The 3,386-nt window shown below is 43.9% G+C and carries 4 protein-coding genes; 1 reads left to right on the top strand and 3 read right to left on the bottom strand.

Annotated elements, in window-relative coordinates; translation table 11 throughout:
* The first annotated feature begins 177 nt into the window (after nucleotides 1–177).
* Nucleotides 178–648, top strand: a complete 471-nt coding sequence (locus CAG65_RS02680; RefSeq protein ID WP_161447607.1) for an arsenate-mycothiol transferase ArsC — start codon at nucleotides 178–180, stop codon at nucleotides 646–648.
* 134 nt (nucleotides 649–782) lie between these two features.
* On the opposite strand, the gene arsJ is transcribed toward CAG65_RS02680, so the two are convergent.
* The 3 genes from arsJ to CAG65_RS02665 form a co-directional block, all read right to left on the bottom strand.
* Nucleotides 783–2,009: an organoarsenical effux MFS transporter ArsJ gene (arsJ, locus tag CAG65_RS02675; protein ID WP_170935150.1), complete on the bottom strand. Its 1,227-nt coding sequence runs from the start codon at nucleotides 2,007–2,009 to the stop codon at nucleotides 783–785.
* Between the two features lie 49 nt (nucleotides 2,010–2,058).
* Entirely contained in the window at nucleotides 2,059–2,556 is a 498-nt protein-coding gene (locus CAG65_RS02670; protein ID WP_094129684.1) for a cyclin-dependent kinase inhibitor 3 family protein, read from the bottom strand.
* Between the two features lie 12 nt (nucleotides 2,557–2,568).
* Nucleotides 2,569–3,386 (bottom strand): ArsJ-associated glyceraldehyde-3-phosphate dehydrogenase (locus tag CAG65_RS02665; protein WP_161451991.1); only part of this gene is annotated, 818 nt, incomplete at its 5' end.

The following is a 3,386-nucleotide window of genomic DNA, read 5'->3' as shown; positions in this document are numbered from 1 at the left end:
GTTCAGATCATTTCATAAAAAGCCATGACCCTTGCACAAAAAATGTCTTAACTGTAAACCAACTTCCCAAGAACCTTCGATAGGTAAAAATCCGACAGTACTCTATGGTTCAATAAATTGTAATAAAAGAGTGGTAAACGTCGTATATCGACATCTTTAATCCAACTGGACTGGTTCATGAAAATATTATTTGTGTGCAAACATAATGCAAGCAGAAGCATTTTGGCTGAAGCAATTGCAAACAAGTTTCTGCCCAGAAATTTCCAAATAGCAAGTGGCGGTAGCCATCCCAAAGGTCAGATTAATCCCCGTATCGCACAATACCTTGAAACACATGGTTTTGACGCTTCTAAGTTCCATAGTACTTCATGGGAAGAAAGACTGAGTTTTCATCCTGACTTAATAATCACAGTGTGCGATACAATGCACAATGAAACTTGTCCGAACTGGTTATCCGCAGGTGTCCGTGTTGCTTGGGATCTTGAACCATTACCAAATGATGAAGCTTCAGACTCGGATTTTAACAAGCAGTGCGATAAAGTATACTCCTCTCTAAAACGAAGAATTGGAGCTCTTGCAAACATCGATTTTCAAAATCTCGATTCTGAAGAAATAAAACAGCATGTGCTCGATCTGAAATCAATGTAGATAAGTGTATACGTAACGAACTGATACTACTTCATTAACGTTTTTTACAGCTCTCGCTTATTCGATGACTTGAGGTTAAAAAATAATGCCAGCAATCGTAGCTGGCATTGGTGAACAAATCTGCTTAGTTTTATTTATTGCTGAGCCAGTTTTTGATTTGTACCTATAGGCAGCCAAAACGAAATAATGGTCGTTAATGCTAAGAAGGCAAAGGATACCCATAGACAGGCTGAGAACCCCCACATTTGGAACACCCATCCAGATAGAATCGTCCCTATCAAGCGCCCCATTGCGTTTGCCATGTAGTAGAAACCGACGTCCAGAGACACACCATCGCCCTTGGCATAGCTGACAATTAAGTATGAGTGCAGTGATGAGTTCACAGCAAACACAGCACCAAAAATCATCAATCCAACGACAATAACCACTTCTGGGTGCCATTGCTGCTGAACACTGTAAGCAATTACGCCAGTCACTATAGACAATACCAACGCCCACACTATCGCGGCTTTACCATCTGGAGTATGCCCCGATTTACTGCCTGTTATCTTTGGTGCAATTCCTTGAATGATTCCGTAACCGATCACCCAAATAGCCAGGAATCCACCTACGGCGCTATGATCCCATCCAAACACAGATCCCAGATAGATAGGCAGTGCAATCACAAACCAAACATCACGCGCACCAAACAGGAACATACGAGCAGCGGATAGAATGTTTACGCTGCTAGATTTGGAAAAAATTTCAGAGAACTTAGGTTTATTTTTCGCTTTGCCCAGGTCGGATTTAAGGCTAATCACACTGCCGATAAAGACCAGTAAAAGAACACCAGCCATCGCAGCTACCGCATATTGGAAGCCAATCATCGATAACAACGCACCACCTAAGAAAAATCCTGCACCTTTTAGCGCGTTTTTAGAGCCTGTAAGTATGGCGATCCACTTATACAATGCTCCTTGCGCATTCTCTGGCACTAAGGTTTTGATGGAGCTTTTCGCACTCATTTTGTTTAGGTCTTTGGCAATACCTGACAAGGCTTGTGCCGCCATGACCCATGGAATCGAGAGCCAACTTGCAGGGACAGCCAGCATTGACAGAGCGATGATTTGCACTCCCAAACCGATATTCATCGTTCGGTTCAACCCAAGACGAGCACCTAGCCAGCCACCGATGAGGTTAGTGACGACGCCAAAGAATTCATAAAAAAGAAACAGGGAGGCGATCTCTAAGGTTGAATACCCCAAATCATAAAAATAGAGCACCACCAACATGCGTAATGCGCCATCGGTAACAGTGAAGTTCCAATAGTTAAATGTGACCAACATGTACTGGCGGACATTTTGGTTGAGTTTAGACAACATATTCACTCTCTTTAAAAAAAGAGCCGCCTAAGGCAGCTCTTCAAGGCTTCTATTGATTAGCAAATTGGTGGATGTACTCAACTTGTACATCTTTAGTAAACGCGCCAGGTCGTAATGACTGGACATGAGTGATGATTTCTTGCAACTCCCAGCCTTTCTCTAGCAAGAGATGGGCGGCAAGCAAACCAGTACGCCCTGATCCTCCCATACAATGCATCGCTATCTTTTCGCCATTTTCTATAGCTTTGTGTAACGAAGGGGATATATGTTTCCAGCGAGCCAAAAACGCTTCGTTTGGTGCGCAGTCATCTTCTATTGGTGTATGGAACCATTGCAAGCCTGCTTGCTCAACAAGGTCTGGCAAGTCACCAACACCTTTTTCTTGCATCTCATGAGTGCTCAGTGCCGTAACAACGATGGTTACACCTTGAGACTTTAGTTGATCAATACTGTCACTCAGCGACGCTTCTTTAGTGCCAGGACAAGGAGTCAGTATTAACGCTGCGTTATTGTCTTCAACAGGCAGTTCCCACGTAGGATGTGTCATTGGTTTGATTCCTTATGCTAGGCCGACTTTACGAACAAGTTCTGCGGTACGTGTTGCGTAACCCATTTCGTTGTCATACCACGCATAGATTTTCACCATACGCTTGCCAACAACCATAGTCGAAAGCGCATCGACAATCGTTGAACGTTGGTCGCCTTTGTAATCAATAGAAACAAGAGGGCGCTCTTCGAAACCAAGTATGCCTTTCAGCTCATTCTGCGACGCTTCTTTAAGTAAATCGTTCACCTCTTCAGCCGTGGTGTCACGCTTAACATCAAAAATAATGTCGGTTAATGAGGCGTTAGCTAACGGCACACGCACTGCATGACCATCAATTTTTCCTTTAAGTTCAGGAAAAATTTCGATAATCGCTTTCGCAGAACCTGTGGTCGTTGGGATCAAACTCATACCACAAGCACGCGCACGGCGAAGGTCTTTATGCGGTGCATCCAAAATGGTTTGCGTGTTGGTCAAGTCGTGAATGGTCGTAAACGATGAGTGTTCAATACCAAGTTGCTCGTGAATCACTTTGACGATAGGCGCAATGCAGTTGGTGGTACAAGACGCAGCGGTCACAATCTGGTGTTTCTCTGGATCAAAAATGTGATCGTTCACACCAACCACAATGTTAGCAATCCCATCTTCTTTGACTGGCGCGGAAACAACCACGCGTTTAACACCTTGCGCTAAATACTGATTCAAAAACTCAGATTTGCGGTGTTTGCCTGTTGCTTCGATGACCACATCACAACCAGACCAATCGACATCACTGATCGCTTTTTGTTGTGAGGTACGAATAACCTGACCGTTGGCAATGATCGCAGAAGCGT

It is taken from the genome of Vibrio sp. V39_P1S14PM300 (assembly GCF_009904765.1).
In the GTDB taxonomy this organism is placed as follows: Bacteria; Pseudomonadota; Gammaproteobacteria; order Enterobacterales; family Vibrionaceae; genus Vibrio; species Vibrio proteolyticus.
Note: the sequence above shows the minus strand (reverse complement) of the source record. Positions and strands in the feature narration are given on the sequence as shown.